Annotated in this window: 14 protein-coding genes; 6 read left to right on the top strand and 8 right to left on the bottom strand. The window is 45.6% G+C overall.

Translation table 11 applies throughout. The features are described from left to right. The first annotated feature begins 4 nt into the window (after positions 1–4). The 4 genes from K5R16_RS16090 to K5R16_RS16075 all read left to right on the top strand — a co-directional run bounded on the left by K5R16_RS16090 (position 5) and on the right by K5R16_RS16075 (position 6105). On the top strand, positions 5–934 hold the full coding sequence (locus K5R16_RS16090) for a branched-chain amino acid transaminase (protein ID WP_220738555.1): 930 nt from the start codon (positions 5–7) through the stop codon (positions 932–934). Between the two features lie 310 nt (positions 935–1244). Then, positions 1245–3092, top strand: coding sequence for a dihydroxy-acid dehydratase (ilvD, locus tag K5R16_RS16085; protein ID WP_220738554.1), 1848 nt, complete (start codon positions 1245–1247; stop codon positions 3090–3092). Between the two features lie 18 nt (positions 3093–3110). Then, entirely contained in the window at positions 3111–4661 is a 1551-nt protein-coding gene (gene ilvA / locus K5R16_RS16080) for a threonine ammonia-lyase, biosynthetic (RefSeq protein WP_220738553.1), read from the top strand. Positions 4662–4959: 298 nt separating this feature from the next. After that, entirely contained in the window at positions 4960–6105 is a 1146-nt protein-coding gene (locus tag K5R16_RS16075) for an alanine--glyoxylate aminotransferase family protein (protein WP_220738552.1), read from the top strand. 538 nt (positions 6106–6643) lie between these two features. On the opposite strand, the gene K5R16_RS16070 is transcribed toward K5R16_RS16075, so the two are convergent. From K5R16_RS16070 to K5R16_RS16060, 3 genes are all read right to left on the bottom strand, one after another. Next, the gene (locus K5R16_RS16070; RefSeq protein WP_220738551.1) at positions 6644–8002 is read right to left on the bottom strand and encodes a sodium-dependent transporter; all 1359 of its coding nucleotides are present in this window, start codon (positions 8000–8002) and stop codon (positions 6644–6646) included. Positions 8003–8287: 285 nt separating this feature from the next. After that, positions 8288–8773 (bottom strand): Lrp/AsnC family transcriptional regulator, encoded by a 486-nt coding sequence (locus K5R16_RS16065; RefSeq protein ID WP_220738550.1) that lies wholly within the window; start codon positions 8771–8773, stop codon positions 8288–8290. Between the two features lie 78 nt (positions 8774–8851). Continuing rightward, complete coding sequence (locus K5R16_RS16060) at positions 8852–9637, bottom strand: phosphatase PAP2 family protein (RefSeq protein WP_259649907.1); 786 nt, start codon at positions 9635–9637, stop codon at positions 8852–8854. Positions 9638–9844: 207 nt separating this feature from the next. On the opposite strand from K5R16_RS16060, the gene K5R16_RS16055 reads away from it, so the two are divergent. Next, positions 9845–10696 carry a DUF417 family protein gene (locus K5R16_RS16055; protein WP_220738549.1) on the top strand — a complete coding sequence of 284 codons (852 nt, stop codon included), beginning with the start codon at positions 9845–9847 and terminating at the stop codon, positions 10694–10696. A gap of 58 nt (positions 10697–10754) precedes the next feature. Here the strand turns inward: K5R16_RS16055 and K5R16_RS16050 are convergent, their stop codons facing one another. From K5R16_RS16050 to K5R16_RS16035, 4 genes are all read right to left on the bottom strand, one after another. Beyond that, positions 10755–11009 (bottom strand): accessory factor UbiK family protein, encoded by a 255-nt coding sequence (locus K5R16_RS16050; protein ID WP_220738572.1) that lies wholly within the window; start codon positions 11007–11009, stop codon positions 10755–10757. A gap of 186 nt (positions 11010–11195) precedes the next feature. Beyond that, a complete protein-coding gene (locus tag K5R16_RS16045; RefSeq protein WP_220738548.1) occupies positions 11196–14276 on the bottom strand; it encodes a multidrug efflux RND transporter permease subunit in 3081 nt (1026 codons plus the stop codon). A 14-nt stretch (positions 14277–14290) separates the two neighbouring features. After that, positions 14291–15409, bottom strand: coding sequence for an efflux RND transporter periplasmic adaptor subunit (locus K5R16_RS16040; protein WP_220738547.1), 1119 nt, complete (start codon positions 15407–15409; stop codon positions 14291–14293). A 15-nt stretch (positions 15410–15424) separates the two neighbouring features. Further along, positions 15425–16003, bottom strand: coding sequence for a TetR/AcrR family transcriptional regulator (locus K5R16_RS16035; RefSeq protein WP_220738546.1), 579 nt, complete (start codon positions 16001–16003; stop codon positions 15425–15427). 231 nt (positions 16004–16234) lie between these two features. Here K5R16_RS16035 and rep point away from each other — a divergent pair, with 231 nt between their 5' ends. Then, positions 16235–18247 carry a DNA helicase Rep gene (gene rep / locus K5R16_RS16030; protein WP_220738545.1) on the top strand — a complete coding sequence of 671 codons (2013 nt, stop codon included), beginning with the start codon at positions 16235–16237 and terminating at the stop codon, positions 18245–18247. A gap of 34 nt (positions 18248–18281) precedes the next feature. Here the strand turns inward: rep and K5R16_RS16025 are convergent, their stop codons facing one another. Next, entirely contained in the window at positions 18282–20903 is a 2622-nt protein-coding gene (locus K5R16_RS16025; RefSeq protein WP_220738544.1) for a diguanylate cyclase domain-containing protein, read from the bottom strand. Positions 20904–20979 lie beyond the last annotated feature (76 nt).

The following is a 20979-nucleotide window of genomic DNA, read 5'->3' as shown; positions in this document are numbered from 1 at the left end:
GAATATGGCCGCTAAAACAGCTGAGTTAATCTGGTTCAATGGTGAAATGATGCCTTGGGGTGATGCTAAGGTTCATGTCATGTCTCATGCGCTGCATTACGGTACATCAGTATTTGAAGGGATCCGCGTTTACGACACGCCAAATGGACCTGCAGGTTTTCGTTTAACTGAACATGTGCAGCGTTTATTTGATTCAGCCAAAATCTACCGTATGCCCATCCCATATAGCTTTGATGAAGTGATGCAAGCATGTAGCGATGCGGTATTGGGTAACGGGTTAAGCAGTGCTTATATTCGACCGCTGGCGTTTTACGGTGATGTTGGAATGGGCATTACGCCTCCCAAAGATGCTCAGTGCGATGTCATGGTTGCAGGCTTCCCATGGGGTGCTTATCTAGGTGAAGATAGCATGGACGCGGGTGTTGATGTTGCGGTTACATCATGGAATCGTTTAGCGCCAAATACCATTCCAACTGGTGCTAAGGCGGGTGGAAACTACTTGTCATCGCTACAGGTTTCTACCGAAGCCAAGCGAAATGGTTTTGATGAAGGTATTGCACTTGATACCAATGGTTTAGTCAGTGAAGCGGCTGGCGCCAATATTTTTGTGATCAAGAAAAATAAGATCTACACACCACCGGCCACAGCGGCTATTCTGATGGGATTAACTCGCGATACGATTATCACCTTGGCGCGTGATAAAGGTTATGAAGTCGTAGAGGAGAACATGTCTCGCGAGTTCCTTTACTTGGCTGACGAAATATTTATGACTGGTACAGCGGCCGAGCTCGTACCAGTGCGCAGCGTTGATAGAATCGATGTCGGTTGCGGTAAACGAGGTGAGATCACCAAGCAAATTCAGCAAAGTTTCTTTGGCTTATTCAATGGCGAAACTGAAGATAAATGGGGTTGGCTGGAGCCTTTAAAAAGCTAACCGCTTCGCTTAAGAAATGTTGTTTGTAGTAGGTCGGGCTTTAGCCCGTTAATCAAGAGTTTGATATATGGCTCGCCACCTCAATACCGACCTATTGGTAAACATTGTTTTGTAGGTCGGGCTTCAGCCCGTCGACAAAAGGGGTTGCTCGATAGTTTGTCGGCATAAATACCGACCTACATGAAAGCTGAAAAAGATTAACGTCAAACATAAAAACTGAGAACGATATCTCAGGCCAATGAATTGAAAAATAGAAGGTAACAATCAGGTGTTTTGCACCTAGAACCTTCTCTAAACAAGGATTAAAGCAATGCCAAAATTACGTTCAGCAACCAGTACCGAAGGTCGTAACATGGCGGGAGCGCGTGCGCTTTGGCGTGCTACCGGTGTTAAAGATAATGACTTTGGTAAGCCAATTATTGCTATCTCTAACTCGTTTACCCAGTTTGTACCGGGCCATGTGCATCTTAAAGATATGGGCTCACTCGTGGCGGGCGCAATTGAAGAAGCGGGCGGTATCGCCAAAGAGTTTAATACCATTGCGGTTGATGACGGTATCGCCATGGGGCACGGCGGTATGCTCTACAGCCTGCCATCACGTGAGCTAATTGCTGACAGTGTTGAGTACATGGTTAATGCGCACTGCGCCGATGCGCTGGTATGTATCTCTAACTGTGACAAGATCACTCCTGGCATGCTGATGGCTGCTTTAAGACTGAACATTCCAGTGATTTTTGTCTCTGGCGGACCGATGGAAGCGGGCAAAACCAAGCTTTCTGACAACATCATTAAACTCGACTTAGTGGATGCCATGGTAGCAGGCGCTGATGATCGAGTATCAGATGCCGACAGTGAACAGATTGAACGTAGTGCTTGCCCAACGTGTGGATCATGCTCAGGTATGTTCACCGCAAACTCAATGAACTGTTTAACTGAAGCCCTTGGTTTATCACTACCAGGTAATGGCTCTATGTTGGCGACTCATGCAGATCGCCGCGAGTTATTCTTAGAAGCGGGTCGCCGTATTATGGACTTGGCAACGCGTTACTACCGTGACGATGATGAGTCAGCACTACCGCGTAACATCGCTAACTTTAATGCGTTTGAAAATGCTATGACCCTTGATATAGCCATGGGCGGCTCAAGTAATACGGTATTGCATCTGCTTGCAGCGGCAATTGAAGCTGAAGTTGATTTCAGCATGGACGATATTGACCGTTTGTCTCGTCTTGTGCCGCATCTGTGTAAAGTTGCACCCTCGACGCCAAAATACCATATGGAAGATGTACACCGTGCTGGTGGCGTGATGGGTATTTTGGGCGAGCTTGATAGAGCTGGTCTATTACATAATGATGCTTACCACGTAGCGGGTAAAAACTTGGCTGAAGTGTTGGCTAAATACGATATTGCCCAAAGCAAAGATGAAGCGGTACACAAGTTCTTCTCAGCTGGCCCTGCAGGCATTCCAACCACCAAAGCCTTTAGCCAAAGTTGCCGCTGGGATAGCGTTGATGTCGACCGTGAAGCGGGATGTATCCGTACCCGCGAATTTGCTTTCAGCCAAGAAGGCGGCCTAGCCGTATTATCTGGCAACGTCGCTGCCAATGGTTGCATTGTAAAAACGGCTGGGGTTGAAGTGGAGAACCACATCTTTGTCGGCAGTGCGCGAGTATATGAGAGCCAAGACGATGCCGTTGCTGGCATTTTAGGTGGTGAAGTGGTTGCAGGTGATGTAGTGGTCATTCGCTATGAAGGCCCTAAAGGTGGCCCAGGTATGCAAGAGATGCTTTACCCAACTAGTTACCTTAAATCACGCGGTTTAGGCACTAAATGTGCGCTTATTACCGATGGTCGTTTCTCTGGTGGTACCTCAGGCTTATCGATTGGTCATGTTTCGCCAGAAGCAGCAGCGGGCGGTACTATCGCATTGGTTAACACTGGTGACAGAATTGAGATTGATATTCCAGCGCGCTCTATCAAGTTGGCTGTTAGCGATGTTGAATTGGCTGCGCGTCGCACCGCAATGGAAGCATTAGGCAAAGATGCTTGGAAGCCACTTGGACGTGTTAGGCAAGTGTCGATGGCACTTAAAGCTTATGCATTACTTGCCACCAGTGCCGATAAAGGTGCTGTGCGCGATACCAGTAAACTGGGCTAATCGATTTAAGGGGCGTTTATGTTGGCTTTAGCATCACAATCACAACTGGATCTGGCTCATTATTATTTACAGAAAATACTACTGTCTTCTGTTTACGATGTGGCTAAGGTAACCCCGCTTGCTAGCCTTAATAAGCTGTCGGCGCGTATAGGTTGTCAGGTATTTTTAAAGCGTGAAGATCTGCAGCCTGTGCACTCTTTTAAGCTACGCGGTGCTTACAACAAGATTGCCGAGCTAACGAAAGAGGAGTGTGAGTGTGGCGTGGTTTGCGCCTCTGCGGGTAACCATGCGCAAGGGGTCGCGATGTCTGCTGCCGCTCGTGGTATTAGCGCGGTTATTGTGATGCCGGAAACCACTCCCGACATTAAAGTTGATGCGGTTAGGCGCTTAGGCGGCGAAGTGGTATTGCATGGCCAAGCGTTTGACCAAGCCAATGCTTTTGCTCAAAATTTATCTAAGACTGAAGGGCGCGTGTATGTGGCGCCGTTTGATGATGAAGCGGTGATTGCTGGCCAAGGCACTGTGGCGCAAGAGATGGTGCAGCAGCAGCGCGATCTTGAAGTGGTATTTGTGCCTGTTGGCGGCGGCGGTTTAATCGCGGGGATTGCTGCTTATTATAAAGCAGTGATGCCGCAAGTTAAGATCATCGGTGTAGAGCCAGAAGACTCAGCCTGTTTAAAGGCTGCGCTCGATGCTGGAGAGCGTGTAGTACTGCCTCAAGTGGGTTTGTTTGCCGACGGTGTGGCGGTTAAGCAGATTGGCGCTGAGCCGTTTAGGTTAGCGCGTGAATATGTTGATGATGTGATTACGGTTACCTCTGATGAAATTTGCGCAGCAGTTAAAGATATTTTTGAAGATACTCGTGCAATTGCTGAACCTTCGGGAGCATTGTCACTGGCGGGCCTTAAAAAGTACGTTGGTAATAATGGTAACGGCGAGAAGGTTGCCGCGATTCTAAGCGGTGCTAACGTGAATTTTCATGGTTTGCGCTATGTGTCTGAGCGCTGTGAACTTGGCGAGCAAAAAGAAGCCATTTTAGCCGTTAAAGTGCCAGAGCGTCCGGGGATCTTCCTACGTTTTTGCGAGCTGCTTGGTAAGCGAGCGATGACGGAGTTCAACTATCGCTTTAGTAGTCGCGAGAAAGCGGTGGTGTTTGCGGGTATTCGTTTATCTGAGGGGCAAACTGAAGTTGATGAGATCGTTGCCAATCTTGAGTCTGAAGGCTTCGGGGTGCAAGATCTTTCTCAAGACGAAACGGCAAAATTGCATGTGCGTTACATGGTCGGCGGCCATCCGCCAGAGCCATTAGAGGAGCGTTTATTTAGCTTTGAGTTTCCAGAGCATCCTGGCGCTTTATTTAAGTTTTTAACCACCTTGCAGAGCAAGTGGAATATCAGTTTATTCCATTACCGCAATCATGGGGCTGCCTACGGCAGAGTGCTAGCTGGCTTTGAAGTACCTGAGCGCGATAACCTTGCTTTCCAGCAGTTTTTGACTGAGCTTGGCTTTGTCTATCAAGAAGAAACCAAGAGCCCTGCTTATAAGCTGTTTCTAGATAATCGCGATTGATAGGTGATCATCAACGAAAGGGCGCATTAGCGTCCTTTTTTATTTATGCTGCTACTGGGTAAGACTTAATCAATCTCATTCACTGCTTAGTCATATTATACCAGACAAATATCCCCTTAATTCTGCCACTTAAGACTGTTTGACTATAGTTTTACTGCTTGTTTTGTAATATGGTCTTATACCAAATAACAATAATATTGATAGCAATACTCTAGCCAGCAACGGGCTTTTGTTTAGGCAAAATCAATCGGCAGTTCAGTCTTAACCACAGCAAAGTATTTGTTGCTAAGGAAATGTAATGTTAATAGCACCCTATATCGAACCGTTTAATCCACCGCGCAGAGTGCTGATGGGACCGGGGCCTTCAGACGTTTATCCAGAGGTACTCGCAGCCCAAGCAAAGCCGACTATAGGTCATCTAGACCCGTTATTTGTAGGCATGATGGATGAGTTAAAGTCCCTGATCCAATATGCATTTCAAACCAAAAATGAGATGACATTAGCTGTGTCAGCACCAGGCAGTGCGGGCATGGAAACCTGTTTCGTGAATCTGGTTGAGCCGGGCGAAAAAGTGATTGTTTGCCGTAATGGTGTGTTCGGTGAACGTATGCGCCAGAACGTCGAACGTTGCGGCGGCGTTGCGGTAATGGTCGATAACGAGTGGGGGAAAGCGGTAGATGTTGATACGGTTGCCAATGCATTAGCTGAAAATCCAGATGCCAAGTTCCTTGCCTTTGTGCATGCCGAGACCTCAACTGGCGCACTATCCGATGCTAAAGCACTGTGTGCGCTCGCTAAGCAGCACGGCTGTATATCGATTGTTGACGCAGTCACTTCGCTAGGTGGCGTAGAGCTAAGAGTGGATGAGTGGGGCATTGATGCCATCTATTCTGGCAGTCAGAAATGTCTCTCTTGTGTGCCAGGTTTGTCGCCAGTGTCGTTCTCACCAAAAGCCGTTGAGAAGATGAAAGCGCGTAAGACACCTGTGCAAAGCTGGTTCCTCGATCAAACACTGGTAATGGGTTACTGGACCGGCGAGAGCGGCGGTAAACGTAGCTATCACCATACTGCACCAGTAAACGCATTGTATGCGCTGCATGAATCGCTGCGCTTGTTGTCGCTTGAAGGGTTGGAGCATGCATGGCAACGTCATGCGGACATGCATCAAGTATTGCGTCATGGTTTGCAGCGACTTGGGCTTAAATTCGTGGTGGCCGAGGCTGATAGATTACCGCAGTTAAACGCGGTATATATTCCAGAAGGTATCGATGATGCTAAAGTGCGCAAGCAGCTACTCGAAAACTATAACCTAGAGATTGGTGCAGGCCTTGGTGCATTGGCTGGCAAGGCTTGGCGAATCGGCTTGATGGGTTATGCCGCCCGCCGTGAAAATGTTGCGCTGTGCATTAAAGCGTTGGATGAAGTATTGGTTCAGCCTGCTTAAACTGGTTTGCAGCTGCATCTTAAACTAGCAAGAATATAACAGGCCGCTCAGGATAAATGAGCGGCCTGTTCATGTGTCGATATTACCGTCCACCGCCGGTGTGACTCCCGAAGCTGATTGCCTGGGAGTCTGTGATATTTGAGTTATTGCCAACTTGAGGCTGTTGCTTTTTAGCGAAGTCGTCTTCTCGATTGATATAAATGGCCATAGATGCCCCAATTATTGGCACTAACCATATGAATATAGTTTGATATATTCGCCTTTCTTTAACTTCAAAATGGGTATTCCAAACAATACAAGTGGCAATACTATTTAGAATGAACAACACGCTAAGAATGATTAATAGATATATTAATGTCATTTCCATTTACTAAGCCTTTGCTAAACATAATGCCCGTATAGGTATCTAGCTTATATCAAAGTGACTCGTCATTTCACCTTTTAACAGCGCTAAAGAATCTAGCTTTATGAACTCCATAGTATCGGCAAACAAAAATCCCCGCATATAGCGGGGAACCATAGAAACAATGTGCAATCGTTATTTGCTAAACAACTGCATGATGATCACGACAATCAACAGCGGGCAGACAAACTTCACATACACCGGCCATAGTTTCCAAAACCAGCTATCAGCTTTAACGCCATCTTGGGCTGCAATGGTGCTGATTAACTTATTGCGATTCCACACCCAGCCCAAGAAGATTGCGATACCTAAGGCGATGAGTGGCTGTGCTCGCTCAGTGGTCATGGTGATCATAAAGCCAAATAGCGCGCTGAAGTTAAACACCACCACCATTGACAAAATGGCGATTACTGCGCCGACGAGTAAGGTTGCTTTATCACGGCTTAAGTTACTCTTCTCGACAATATAACTGGTGGGTACTTCAACAATAGAGATTGCTGAAGTAAGTCCAGCAATGGTCATCAACATAAAGAAGATAATGGCTAACAGATACTGGCTCACGCCACCTAGGGTTTTAAATAACTCAGGCAATACAGTAAACACTAAGGTATCTGAATTCAGTAGGCTGCCATCTTCGGCAAAAATCTGTACGCCGTTATGTTGGGCTACATACATGGCAGGGATCACCATCAACGCGGCGAGAAAGGCGACGCTAGTATCGGTTAAGGTGACATAAGCGGTGAGCTTGCCTAGATCCTCTTTTTGACTCAAATAAGCGCCGTAAACCATCATGGCACCGGTTCCGATGGTGAGCGAGAAGAAGGTTTGTCCTAGCGCGCCAACTAATACCTCAGCCTCAAAGATACGGCTAAAATCAGGAACCAGTAGTACTTCAAGACCTTGCATAGCCCCCGGCTGAGTTAAAATATAACCCACGCCAGCGACTAAGATGATTAGCAGCATGGGCATAAGGCGTTTTGACCAGCGCTCAATACCTTGCTGCACGCCTTGGCGGATCACTAGGATTACCATAGCGATAAAGATAAGCGTAAATACAAGATTGCGCGATAGTGAGAAATCCATTAGCCAAGCGGCAATATCAGTCTGACCACTAACTTGCGCCACGGGCGCTAGCGCGAAACTCACGAACCAGCCTGACAAAATACTGTAGAAGGTACAGATTAAAGTGGCGGTGATGATAGAGATAAAGCCGATGGTTTTACCGATTTTTTTAGCCATTGGACTAGTGGCTACTTTAGCCATAGCGTCAGCGGGGTTTGTTTGCCCATGACGACCAATCATTAACTCTGCTAATAGCATGGGATAGCCAAGCAGTAAGATCAGAACAAGGTATACCAGTAGAAATGCGCCGCCACCGTGAGTGGCTGCTTGGGTTGGAAATCCCCAGATATTACCCACACCAACTGCGCTGCCTGCTGCAGCCATGATGAAGCCAATTCTAGAGCTGAAATGCCCCTGTTTTACTGTACTCATACCTAATCTCGAACCATTGAAAGAGCGCGCATAATAGAGCTTTAACTCAATAGGTCAACGCAAAAACTATTCGGTAAATACTTAAGATTCGATAATAAAGCGCTTAAAAAAGCCTTTAATCAAGATTAATGATTATATCTATCAGTTTTTGCGATTTTATTATGCGCTGGGTAATGTTTAGTATCAGTGCTACGCAATTTAATCATTTTTGAATTAATTAGCAAAGTGCGACCGAATCCACAGATTATAGTCGCTACAGAGGATAACGCCGGTAATTGAGACTTGTTAGTCAGCAGACTGAGGTAATGGAATTTGAGTTTGGTTTTTGACCTGTTTTAGCACAAAGCTTGAATGCACACCGGCAATTTTTTCATTGGTGGTTAGCTTGTCGAGTAAGAACACTTTGAAGGCTGGCATATCTCTTACCAGCACTTTAAGTTGGTAATCAGCATCGCTACCCGTTAGCAGACAACACTCTTGCACTTCATCGTATGAGGCCACGGTAGCTTCAAAATTTTCCAGTGTTTCGCTGGAGTGTTTTTCAAGGCGTACATGGATATAGGCGGTCAGTGCTAAGTCAAAATGTGCTGGACTTAGCAAGGTAGCATAACCCGCTATATAGCCTGCTTCCTCCAATGCTTTCACCCTGCGAGAGCACGGCGAAGGCGAGAGACCCACTTTTTCAGCTAGCTCTTGGTTAGACAACTTTCCATGTTGCTGCACCAGCTTAAGAATATGCAGATCAATCTTGTCCAGTTGAAGCTCAGCCATTGGGATCTCTCTTGGGATTAAAGTAATGTCCTAGGGAGGATACCTAAATTCTATTGAAGTTCAAGGTGTTGTGCTATTTCACCTATTGTTTGTCGATAGTTTCCGCAGCCAGTGGCTACTTAATGTCACCTGCTGCATGACGGCAATACTCGCAAAGGCGATAAGGCCACCAATGACCGTTGACGCAAGTACATCTTGTGACCAATGCATGCCTAACCACATGCGACTTAACCCCATGCTGATGGCCCAACTTAATAGCACCAATGGCAATAAAGTCTGTCCAGCCAACAGCAGATAAAAGCTAACAACGAGCGCAAGCGTGACGGCGAAAAGTGTGTGACCAGAAGGGAAGGCGTAACCCACCTCGTGCTGCCAATGTCCCTCAATTGCAGGACTTAGGTTGATATCACTGCGGCTAAGTTTGAGCTGCTTAATGGATTGAGTTAATAACTCACGCTTGTCGGCTTTGTTATGTTGATAAAATTCATTGGTATTAAGCAGTGACTCCTGTGCCATCAGTGCGGCATTGGGTCTAGGTTCGGCAAAGTATGGCTTGAGGAAATGATTCAAACTTAAAGTGGTTGCCATGGCGATGGAAACCGCCATGACTAGCTTTAAAAATTCGGCTCTGTTTAGTGTTTGGTAACAAGCAATAAGAATAACAATACCGGTGGTAATCCCGTACGGCGCAGTACCTGTGCTGGTTATCCAGTAAAGCAGCTGCGCGAAAGCTGCATCAAGTTCAATACGAGGGAACATGGTCACTGAAAATGTATATAAGCAGGCGGGGATAGCCAGTAATACGCCCCAGCCAATCAACATGAGTTTGGTACTGGCTTTAGTGTCACGGTGTAAATGGTTCAATAGCTGCCTCGATAAGCAAAATGGTGGCGGTGCAATCATTTAGATTTGAGCACGGCAAGATTAATCCTTGATAGCGCACCATGCTAGCCCAACAGCATGAAGTGTAAATTAATCTTCTTTAACTGAGGTGCAAAATGTTTGAAAGGCTTTTGACAATGTACGGGTCTATTGCTGAAACCAGTATTGAATGAGAATAGGAACCGCTTAATGTTTACGTCGCTTAAATCCTTAGTTGTTGCCAACAGCGTATTAATATCGCGTTGGTTATTGGGTAGTTTTTTGCTACTTACCGCGGTTACTCGCTTCACTGCTGACGATGTTAGTTATTTTTCTAAGCAACTGCAGGCTGTTAACTTGCCTGAACTGCCTTGGTTGTCTGCTGTATTAGGCATTATGCAGCTTGTCACTTTAGCTGCGCTTATTGTGCCAAGTTATCGTTGGAGCCAGATCATCATCTATGTGTATGCGGGCTTAGCAACAGTGCCGTTATTGATGATGTTCAGCCACCCTGTTTGGATTGATGCTTTAGGAGGCTTTCCGGCCATTGGTGCTGGGCAAGGGCTGATAAAGTACTTAGGAATAGTTGCTGTATCGCTATTTATCACCTCTTACTATGCTGGCCACACAAGGGTTAATAAGCTTGCGGTTAAGTTAACTTTAGCGGGAATTTTGCTGGTCATGGTGTGGATTGGTGGCATGAAGTTTACCCAAATAGAGGCTGACGGTATTGAAGGGTTGATGAGTACCAGTCCGCTATTTAGCTGGATCTATTCATTGTTTAGCGTACTGCATGGCTCTTACTTTATCGGCGTGGTTGAACTGCTGGCAGTGATAGGTATTTTACTGGCACCTTGGTCTGGTAAAGCATATGTTTTTGGTTTGAGCATCGCTGCACTGACGTTTGCGGCAACGCAGACTTTTGTTATCACTTTGCCAGGCTATGAAACCAGCTTGGGTTTTCCTGTACTAACGGGCAGTGGTCAGTTCATTGTTAAAGATTTAGCACTACTGGCTTGTTGCGTCATCTTGTTTGCCAAGCATGATGCAATCAAGACGTAGGTTGGTAAATTAGCCAATAAAAAAGCACCAGTGAAGGTGCTTTTTTATTGTGTAAAAACTAGTCTTCAGCGTTAAGCTTTGCTTCAAGTGCATCGACTTGAGCTTGCAGTGCTTCTAGCTTTTCGCGGGTTTTGATCAATACATGTTGCTGTACTTCAAACTCTTCGCGAGAAACAACATCTAGCTTCTGTAACTGATTTTGCAATACTTGCTTGCTACGCTCTTCAAACTCACCCGCAAACTGCTTAAGACCAGCAGGTAGGTTTTCGCTAAGCTGCTTTGCTACATCTTCGATTTTCTTTGGGTTGATCATCATTAATATCCGCTAGGGTGCCTGTTTCAATATGTGTTGATTGTACCTTAGGGGCTAGCGATTGCCAAAATAATCAGCTGCCAAGCTGACTTTATATTGATTGATAATAACCCCAGAAACAAAAGACCCGCGCTGACCTAGTTTTTAAGCTAAATAAGCGCGGGTCTTTATTGTGCTAGCAATACACTATGTATGAGGTTGCAATTCCTCATCAAATACCGGTAGAGGTTCATGTCTCTCGGCAAGGTAAGTGTAGATAACAGGCAATACGAACAGCGTAAAAATAGTACCAATGGCAAGGCCAGATACAATCACAAGTCCAATATTAAAACGCGCTACCGCACCGGCGCCAACTGCAAACAGCAGTGGTATCAGGCCGGCGATCATTGCCGCTGTGGTCATCAAGATTGGGCGTAGACGAATAGTTGCCGCATGCTTAATGGCATCCACTTTGCTTAGACCGTTATGCAGTTGCTCCTCTTTAGCCACTTCACACATTAAGATCCCGTGTTTAGTGATTAGACCCACCAAGGTGATCAAGCCGACCTGAGTGTAGATGTTCATCGACGACAACCCCATTACATGGGTCCAGCCTAGCGCGATTAATGCGCCGCTTATGGCTAGAGGCACCGAGACTAATATCACTAATGGATCTCTAAGGCTTTCGAACTGGCTGGCTAGCACTAAGAAGATAATTGCCAATGCCAGTGCAAAGGTAGCGTATAGCGCTGAACCTTCGGTGACATATTGACGTGCTTCGCCTAAGAAATCATAGCTGTAACCTTTAGGCAGTTCGTTATCGCCAATGTTCTGCAAGAAAGCAATTGCATCACCAATGGCGACTCCAGGAGTGGCAACGCCGCCCACTGTTATCGCATTCATCTGGTTAAAGTGTGGCAGCGAGCGCGGCTCTGAGATCATCTCTATATCGACCAAGCTGGATAGCGGAATAGAGCGGCCATCTGCAGCAGTAACATAGTAACCATCAAGTGACTCAGGATTAGCACGGTATTTACGATCTACCTGCGGGATCACTTCATAAGAGCGGCCATCAAGGTTGATACGATTGACGTAACCATCACTCATCATGGTCGTTAGTGTCATGCCGATATCTTGCATGGTGACGCCATAAGTACCAGCTAAGTCACGCTTGATATGGATCTTCATGGTGCCAGAGTCAAATTTAAGGTTTATCTCTGAGTAGACAAATAGCGGGCTTTGCTGCACTTTTTCAAGTACACCACTACCAATTTGAAATAGGCTCTCAAACGAGGCAGAGCTGGTTATTACAAACTGGATAGGTAGTCCGCTAGACGCGCCTGGAAGCTCTGGCATTTGGAAGGTTGTCACTGCCATTCCCGGCACGCTCTTAACTTTGTTACCCAGTAGCTTTTGCATCTCCTTTTGGCTCTTATCGCGCTCACTCCAAGGCACTAAAGGTGCAATACCAAAGGCTTGGTTTGCATTAGGTACACCCACAAAGGCAAGTGACGCAGCAGCCTCTGGTTGGGCGCTGATCATGTCAGTAACCAAAGACATATTCGATTGAATGTAATCTAGGTTAGCGCTTGATGGCGCTGTGCCCATCATCATCACCACACTCTTGTCTTCATTTGGGGCAAGCTCTGACGGAATAAAGCTAAACATTACCGGCAGTGAAACAAACACAATGACCGCAAACGCCACTATCACAGGGCGATGGTTCAGCACTGCGGTTAACATACGGTTGTAGCGAGTGGTTAAGCCATTGAGGAAGCGCTCAACGCCACGCTCAAATCGATTTGGCTGTGAGTGGGCTTTCAAGATTTTAGAGCACATCATAGGTGATAGTGTTAGTGCCACGATCCCTGAGATAAATACGGCTCCGGCAAGCGTTAAGGCAAACTCTTTAAATAGCGAACCTGTAATCCCGCCCATTAGTGCTATCGGCGCATATACCGCAGCGAGGGTAATGGTCATTGAGATCACTGGCACTGCAATTTCTCGAGTACCGATAATGGCTGCCCTGAAGGGCGTTTCGCCAAGTTTGATATGCCGGTCAACGTTTTCTACCACTACGATCGCGTCATCCACCACAAGACCAATGGCTAGTACCATTGCCAATAGCGTCATTAGGTTAAGGGTAAAGCCAAACATCTGCATGATGACGGCTACACCTATTAATGACAGCGGAATGGTTACAATCGGGATGATTACTGCTCTAAATGAGCCTAAAAATAGCGTGATCACCACAATTACAATTAGCGCGGCTTCGCCAATGGTTTTTATAACTTCATTGATAGATTCATCAATCGCTAGTGATGAATCGTACAAGACGCGCGCTTTCATCGACACTGGCAGGTTACGAGTGATGTCTGGCATCATGCTACGCGCATCTGCAGCCACCACCAGTGGGTTAGCCGTTGGCGTGACATCTAAGGCAACGACAACAGCTTCTTGACCATCGGCTAAGGCGCGGTAAACGTCATGACTTTTTTCTAGGCTGACATCGGCAATATCACCGAGGCGAATGACTAAACCGTCTTTACTGCCTATAACCAGTTTTTCTAGCTCTGCCACGGTAGCGACTTGAGTATCCGCGGTGCCGTTAAACAGGGTGAAAGTGTTATTTGCTTGGCCCACAGCCGATTGATAGTTGTTGGCTTGCAGTACGTTCATCACATCGGTGGAAGATAAGTTAAAAGCGCCCATACGCGCCGGATCTAACCAGATCCGCATGGCGTATTTAATACCGCCATAGAGATTTACTTTAGCGACACCATCAATGGTAAATAACTCAGGCTTAACCACACGTTCCAGGTAGTCGGTAATTTGGCTTGAATTGATCTGGTCGCTAAAGAACGAGATATACAGCACTGAGGTTTGCGAACCCGTCGACATATCAACGGTTGGGTCTTCAGCCTCTTTTGGCAGCTGAGAGCGCACCGAGTTTACCTTGGCTAAGATATCTGCCAAGGCGCCGTTGGGGTCGGTATTGAGCTTCATGTAGACGGTGATTTTTGAGCTACCCAGAAAGCTGTCTGAGGTCATAAAATCAACGTTGTCCGCTTGGGCTAATGCCTGTTCAAGCGGTTGAGTGATAAAGCCTTGGATCAAGTTAGAGTCGGCGCCGTAGTAACTGGTGGTTACCGTTACAACGGTGTTGGTCATCTCTGGATACTCTCGTACCTGCATACTGTTAAGCGAGTAAAAGCCTAGTAGCAGAATTAGAAAGCTAATGGATGCAGCCAGCACGGGCCTGCGGATAAAAATATCAGTAAAGCGCATAGCTCTATCTCCGCTTATAGCTGTGGCAGTGTGGCGGGAGGCGTTAGCGCATCATTTTCGCTAATACTCACCTTGCTACCGTTACTCAAGCGCACTTGGCCTGAAGTCACTATCATGTCACCTGCTTTAATATCGCCTGTGATTAGCGCATTGTTTATGCCACGTTCAAGCACATTGACGTTGATTTGCTTTACTCGCTTAATTTTTTCGCCATCTTCAACTTTGTCTTCAATGACATAAACCGAGTTACCATAAAGGGTAAAGCTAATGGCTGTTTGTGGCAGTACTATCTGTTCTGTAAGCTCTGGCAGCTGTATATCAACTTTGGCAAACATACCGCTACGTAGCTTTGAATCAGTATTAGGAATTTGTGCCTGTACTTGAATCAAACCACTTTGGTAGAAAACAGCAGGTTCAATGGCTGAGATCACCCCTTCAAAAGGTTCAGTCGGGTAGGCATCAACATACACATGTACTGGCTGGCCTTTGGCAATACGTGGCAGCTGTGTTTGTGGAATAGTAAAACGGATCTTCATGGTGCTGATATCTTCAAGACGCACTATCTCAGTACCTGTTTGCAGATACTCACCTAAGTTCACATTTCGAATACCAACTAAACCAGCAAAGGGGGCTTTGATTTCGCGGCGGCCAATGGTTGCGCTTAAACTTTCGCTATCGGCCACTAACGCGAGGTATTTTGATTCGCTGTTATCAAGATCTTGTTTGGAAACTGAGTTTTGCTTATAGAGTTTTGTTAAGCGTTTAAAATCTTCTGATGCAGCGGGTAGCTGTACCTGCTTACTCTTTAAGTTAGCCTTCTCTACCTTTGAATCAAGCTCAATCAGCATCTGGCCTGTTTCGACAGAGCTACCATTTTCAAATTTAATTGCAGAAACAACACCTGCTAATTCGTTAGAAATAGTGACACCTTGGTTTGGCTCAACAAAACCAATGGCGTTGATTGTTGGCTGCCATGAATCGGGCGCAACAGTAATCGCAGTTACCGGAGCAATCGCTTCCGGCATATTAGCAATAGCATCGGCAATCTTGCCTTTAACAAATAGATTGAATCCGATGACAGATCCAAATGCCAGCACAGCGATAACTAACATTACCAGGGTCCATTTTTTCATGTCCTGACAGCTCCTTTAGTGAGTAGATTGAGTTGGGAGTAAAATTGATTTCCAGCATAGATCGCAAACGAGTTCGATCTCATGAGTTTCATACTGAATGAGTCCGCGGCGTATGGTGCGAGCAAGCGTCATTGCAGGCTCCATAGATAGTGCATAGAGGGCGCGGGAGTTCAAAGGCTGCATAACGCCAGCGGCTTTGCCCTCTTCAAACAGTTGATGTAGCGGCGCAAACAGAGTGAACTCAAGAGCGCGGATCTCTTCGGTATTGCTCTCAGGCAGATGAGCATATTGCTCATAGCTTAAATTGGTCGGTGAACGCTGTTTGCCAAAGTGGTGCATCCTGAGCCAGATCCGCTTAAAGCGTTGCTCTAATGTCCCTTGCTGGTGGTCAGCAAGTAAATGCGCTGCTACTTGGGCTAAGACATCTTTTCTAAGCTCTAAAATAAGTTCGTTTTTGTCTTTAAAATAGCGGTAGATAGTACCTGCAGCAACACCCGCTTCGTTAGCAACTTGCTGCATGGAAAGCCCCTGGATCCCGCTAGAGGCGATGATTTTCTCAGAGGCCCTTAAAATTAAATCGCGTTTGTTTGACATAAAACCACAGACTAATGAATGAACGTTCATTCATTAGTCTAGTGTTCAAATTGTGGATAAGCAAGAATTAATGGTAGGCGAGGCGACTCTTTACACTGGCATGGCTGAGGTTCGTTTTTAAATATAGTCTATCGCTGGAGGAATAGTCTGATAACTTTTTTTAGAGAGGCGCTTTCTGCTATCATTCGTTTTTTAGTGCCTTCCTTTTAATATCTTGGTTGTTAAGTACAGATGAAGCTCAATCCCGGACAAAATGACGCGGTTCACTATGTGAGTGGCCCTTGTTTAGTGCTTGCTGGTGCAGGTAGTGGCAAAACCAGAGTGATTATTAATAAGATCGCTTATCTGGTGGAAAAGTGTGGCTATAAGGCGCGCAATATTGCTGCGGTGACGTTTACCAATAAAGCTGCACGTGAGATGAAAGAGCGTGTGTCGCAGTCTATGGGACGCAAAGAAGCCCGTGGCCTGTGGATCTCGACCTTTCATACTCTTGGATTAGAGATTATTAAGCGCGAGCATAAAGTGGTGGGTTTAAAGCCTGGCTTTTCACTGTTTGATGATCAAGATACCTTGGCTTTGCTTAAAGAATTGACTCTAGATGAGCTCGATGAAGACAAGGATCTGTTGCGATTGCTAGCCACCACAATTTCTAATTGGAAAGGTGATTTGGTGATCCCCGCGCAAGCATCAAAGATTGCCAAAGATGAACAGCAGCAGCTTTTTGCGGTGCTGTATCATCGCTATGCTCAGCATATGAAAGCTTACAACGCATTGGACTTTGACGATCTTATTCTGCTGCCCACTTTACTGCTTAGGCAAAATGAAGAGGTGAGAACCCGCTGGCAGACTCGTATTCAATATATGCTGGTGGATGAATACCAAGATACCAATACCAGTCAGTATGAGATGGTTAAGCTGCTGGTAGGAGATCGAGCGCGTTTTACTGTGGTAGGTGATGATGATCAGTCTATATACTCGTGGCGTGGCGCTAAACCGCAAAACTTGGTGTTACTCGGTAAAGATTTTCCTAAATTGAAACTGATTAAGCTGGAGCAAAACTATCGCTCTAGTCAGCGTATTTTGCGTGCAGCTAATATCTTGATCGCTAATAACCCGCACGTATATGAAAAAGCGCTGTTTAGTGAGCTGGCTTATGGTGAGCCTATCCGAGTGCTGATTGCGGCTAACGAGGAGCAAGAAGCTGAGCGAGTTATCGCAGAGATGATCCGTCATAAATTTGTTGGTCGAACTCAGTATGGCGAATATGCCATCTTGTATCGAGGTAACCATCAATCTCGTCTACTTGAGCGGGCGTTGATGACTAACCGTATTCCCTACAAACTCAGCGGTGGCACCTCATTTTTTGGCCGAGCAGAGATAAAAGATATCATGGCTTATCTGCGCTTGGTGGTGAACCCGGACGACGATAATGCCTTTTTGCGAATTGTAAACTTGCCTAAGCGAGGTATTGGCCCTGCCACATTGGAGCGTTTAGGTAACTTTTCAAACCAAAAACAGATCTCCATGTTTGCTGCAATTTTTGAAACGGATCTTAACCATGAATTACCTCCAGCAGCTATGGCGTCTTTATATAAATTCGGCCGTTTTGTGGTGGAGATGGGGGATTGCGCCGAGCGTGGTGATCCGGTCGATGCTGTAAAGCAGCTGATCCGTAATATTAATTACGAAGATTACCTGTACGAGACCAGCACCAGTGCCAAAGCAGCTGAGATGCGAATGAAGAACATTTCAGAGCTGTACCGTTGGGTTACTGAGATGCTGCAAGGTGACGACCTGGATGAGGCAATGACATTGCCCGAGGTTGTGGCTCGTTTAACGTTGCGCGATATGATGGAGCGTAATAGTGAAGATGAAGGTGGCGATCAAGTGCAGCTGATGACATTGCATGCATCAAAAGGCTTGGAGTTCCCTTACGTGTTTATGGTCGGCGCTGAAGAGCGTATTTTGCCGCACCAAAGTAGTATTGATGAAGATAATGTCGATGAAGAGCGTCGTCTAGCTTACGTTGGGATCACTCGAGCTCAAAAAGAGTTATGGTTTGTGATCTGTCGTGAGCGGCGCCAGTTTGGTGAGACTATTCGCTGTGAGCCAAGCCGCTTCTTAAAGGAGCTGCCACAAGATGATCTGATTTGGGAAAATCGAAAACCAGTTCAAAGTGCAGAGCAGCGACAGCAAACAGGTAAGAGCAATATTGCTAACCTAAGAGATATGTTTAAAAAGTAGTTACTGTTGTTTCGCAGCAGCTTAAGCTGCTGCGTTAAGCGCACACCTGGTTGCTTGAATTATCAAGTTCAAATACTTTTCCTAGTGCGATTCCTTGTCCCTTTTCAAAACCGATATCTGATAGCTGTTGGCAATGCGCTTTCGTTGAAACCCCTACTGCAAATATTTCCAGCTCCAATGCTCTAGCTGCACTGTAATATGCTTTTATTAGTTTTAGGTGTTGTTCGCTCTCAAGATGAGTGGCGTAACTAGAGTCTAGCTTTAACGACTGAATGGGTAAGAAGGTTAAGCTGCTTATCGCACTATGGGCACTGCCGTAACCATCTATACCGAGTTGCACGTTGAGGCCATTGAGCTGCTCAAAAGCATTGATATGATTATTGGCGTTTTGCACAAACTCTTTTTCGTTGAAGAATAGGGTAAGTTTAGTGAGATCAAAGCTGCATTGCTTTATCTTATTTTTTAAAGCTCTGAGTGCATGTTTGTGGTTCAAATGCTGGCTGGATATGGAGACTTGTATATGGAAGTCCACGCCAAAGCGCTGCTCTAGCGAGTGAAAGCCGTCGTTAATCATTGCCAGCATGTAGTTATCAAGCTCAATAAGCAGATTGCAGTGCTCTGCAATGTTATTGAGTTGCATTTGTTTTACTTTTCCTAAGGTTGGGTGCTGCCAAAAAAGCCTAGGTTCAAACGCTATTACACGTTCGTTCTCGAGTTCCATTATCGGCAAATAACTCAACTGTAGATCGCCGTTCTCTAGGGCGATTTTTAGCTCGTTCTCTAGCTCAAGTTCCTGCACATGCTGCTTATTATTACCTTGGTCAAAGAGTACGTAGCAACCTTTCCCTTTAGATTTTGCCTGATACATAGCACTGTCAGCATTGCGCAAAATTGATTCACTGGTATCTGCGTTGTTTTGTCCGCTCATGGCGAGACCTATACTTGCGCTAGAGTTGAGTTGTTGATTGGCCAATGTATAGGGACGCGATAACTCAAGTAATACCCGCTCAGCCACATCTTCAGCATCTTTTTGGCTACCAACAGAATCGAGTAAAATCACAAATTCATCACCGCCTAAACGGGCTAACATATCATTGTTACGAATACAGAGTTTAAGACGCTTTGCTGTTTCGATAAGGAAGCGGTCGCCTTCAAGGTGACCTAAGGTGTCGTTAAGCAGCTTAAATCTGTCCATATCGATAAACAGTACGGCGAACTTGTCGAGAGTATGCCTGCGAACGTGTTTAATTGATTGTGACAAGCGTTCCATAAACATGGCGCGATTAGGCAAACCAGTTAGGTTATCATGCTTGGCATCATGGACTAATTGACGCTCGATACGCTTACGTTGGGTTATCTCTTTCTCAAGGTCACCATTGACACATGCTAGCGCCTGGGTGCGTTCGTTGATCTTTTCTTCAAGTTGTTCGTAGCTAATTTGTAATGATTCAGCTGACAGCTTTTTCTCGATGGCGGTCGCAATATGTTGTGATACAAACGTCAGTAGTTCTAGGTCTTTCTCTTGATAGTTTTGGCTATAGCTATAGCTGTAAATCGTTAGCGAACCTCTAACTTTACCGTGAATAAATAGCGGTAAGCCTATCCATTGATTTATCTCTTGAGTATCGTTCAATTCAGGTGCTTCACAGTACAACTCACCAGACTGAATAAGGGCATCGATATCACTGCGCTCTAATAGCCTAGGCTTACGATTAAGTAAGATGTACTCCGTCAAGCCGTCGCTAATGGCTCGGGGTTTAGGTGATGGTAGATCAAATTGCGATACAAAGTAGGGGAAACTCAGTGAGTCTCGCTCTTCATTAAGTAATGAGATAAAGCAATTATTAATTGGAATTAAATGGCTAATAACACGATGAAGCTCTTCGTAAAACTCAAGGTTATCAATGTTTGAAGTAGCAAGGTCGGCGATTTCAAACAGAGATTTTTGTAATCGTTCGGCTCTTCGTCTCTCATAGACTTCTAACTTTAGCTTGTTGTAAGCAATACTCAGCTCTTTAGTGCGCGTCTCGATAGCAAGTTCGAGTTGCTCCTGATATTGCAAACGCTCTATCACTGCTGATATATGGTGGCTAATGAATGTCATCAGCTCTAATTCCATATCACCGTAATAGGTATCGGTATGATAACTTTGTACCACAAGCACACCTGTAGTGCTTTCTGCGCTTTTAATTGGCACGCCAACCCATTGATGGCAATCACTGCCTCTTGGCACGATGACACCAGAGGCGACCAATTCTGCGTAGGTATCGTTATTACAAATTAAAGCCTGCTCGGTTTTGAGTACGTATCCGGTCAAGCCACTGTAGAGCATGTCGGATAGATCTTCCTTGGGGTAGCAATCTTCAGGGTGGAGATCTTTTTCATCTTCGAAAAAAGGCACTTCAATTCTTGCAGTTGCAGAATTAAGAGTTGCAATAAAAAAGTTGTCAGCGGGAATTAGCTTTTTGAGTGATTGATGTAGCGATGAATAGAACTCTTCAGGTGTGCTGACGCTTGCTGCGAAGTTAGAAATATCTAACAGAGCATTTTGGGTGACCTCTGCGCGCTTGTATTTTTGAGCCAATACTTTTAAGCGTGCAATCCTTTTATTTAATTTCACAGTTTCTGTCGACTGCGATGTTTCTTCCCTAAACATGCATTTCCGCCAAGCGCTATTTTTTATTCTGATCAGGAATTGAGCTAATCAATATAAATAACATGAAAAATCTTTA

The organism is Shewanella sp. c952 (genome assembly GCF_019654975.1).
Classification (GTDB): Bacteria; Pseudomonadota; Gammaproteobacteria; order Enterobacterales; family Shewanellaceae; genus Shewanella.
This window is presented reverse-complemented; position numbering and strand designations above follow the sequence as displayed.